Annotated in this window: 1 protein-coding gene; it reads left to right on the forward strand. The window is 37.7% G+C overall.

Translation table 11 applies throughout. The features are described from left to right. Positions 1-1,068 (forward strand): transferrin-binding protein-like solute binding protein (locus JMY08_RS14170; RefSeq protein ID WP_201593762.1); only part of this gene is annotated, 1,068 nt, incomplete at its 5' end. Positions 1,069-1,699 lie beyond the last annotated feature (631 nt).

The following is a 1,699-nucleotide window of genomic DNA, read 5'->3' on the forward strand; positions in this document are numbered from 1 at the left end:
CCAACGCCAACGCCAACGCCAACGCCAACGCCAACGCCAACGCCAACGCCAACGCCAACGCCAACGCCAACGCCAACGTCACCTACTAATCCAGATGTAGCCGCTAACGCTGATGCAACCGGCATCATGAGCAACACCTTGAGTAGTGCAGAAGGTTTAGGTACTCAGAACGCTATCGGTTTCCGTCAATTTGTTAATGACAATGAAACCTATACCACTACGACAGGTAGTGGAGAGGATGAGACACCTACTATTATCGAAGACAGTAATGTTGACAACCTGACGTACAACACTATCGAAGCCCGTCTTGATATCGTTAAGCCTAATAAGTTTAATACTACTGTACAGGACTTAACGCTTCAGACGGTTAGGGCTGATGACGTTAATGTCGCTAACACAGATGGCTTTAAGAAATCAGCTATAGCAAACGAAGTGCTTTTCAAAGATGTAAAAACAGGCATCTCTTTCTCTCCGACTGCTGATCTAACCCTACCTTATCAATCTGTGTACAAGAACTTTGACTCACAGATGCAAATTGGACACGTATATGGTGACCTAGATAAGCGTTCGGGTATCGCACCGGGAGTTAAATCACGTTATGCCAACGTTTATGTAGTGGGTAACAGTACTGCTCAAGCCGATATGGATTACCTAAAAGCGCTAGGTCAGTATAACATTGCGAATAATATCAATGAAGGTACAGTACAGTATGCTGGTGTTGCGACTTATGCAGATAACTTGCATTTATCCAGTGGCGGTGCTATCAATCCAGTTCTGAATGGTACTTCCAACTTTGATGTCAATTTCGTTAATGATTCTTTAACAGGTACATTAAACTTTGCTGATATTGATAAAAATATTGGTATCAATGCAGATATTACAGGCAATACCTTTGCTGGTACAAATGCTGCTAACAACGTTCAAACCTCAGGTGGTTTTTATGGCAATGATGCTAATTTCTTGGGCGGCATCTACCAAGAAGCGCAACCTGGCGATGTAGCAGGTACAGGTACTGCACAAGGAACCGGAACAACTTTCCAAGGTACTTTCGGTGCTGAAAAGCAATAATTCAGTCTGACAGTTTGTAAAAAAAAAGCGCCTTAGGGCGCTTTTTTTTGTAGATGATAAACTGAGAAAGCAATCATTATTTCAGTTTACAGATGTTATTTTAGTTGATTAATGTTGATTTTATTAAAGGGAGTGTTTTACAAAAAAAGATATTTTTTATTTAAAGAAAGACTATTGTTTATTTTTATAAATTGATATGTTGGTATATATCGAATACATAGTCAGTATTTTAGTCCATCAATCATAACTTATTATTATCTCTCAATCATTTGAAAGTGATGACTCTCACACACTCACTATGTCACCTGAGTATTACAAAAATATTAATAAAGCATTTCTGTCACAGTTGATCAGATTTATTCAGAATTTTTTGATAAAAATACGTCAATAGTCATAGATTATTATATTTTCATAGCCTTTATAGGTATAAACCAAGAGTATTCTACTTATTTTAGCTTTATAAAAGAACTATAGTTCAACTATTGCCTCTATCTAATCACTTTTATAGATTGCTCATAAATGGTGGTTATCAATTTAAATTTTTGGCATGTAATATTAGGTGTAATGGACATTTTTCATGCTGGCGCAGGGTCTAACGCTATATACTGTCTATATTTCCAAGGAATCAACG

The organism is Psychrobacter sp. Pi2-51 (assembly GCF_904846665.1).
GTDB lineage: Bacteria > Pseudomonadota > Gammaproteobacteria > Pseudomonadales > Moraxellaceae > Psychrobacter > Psychrobacter glaciei.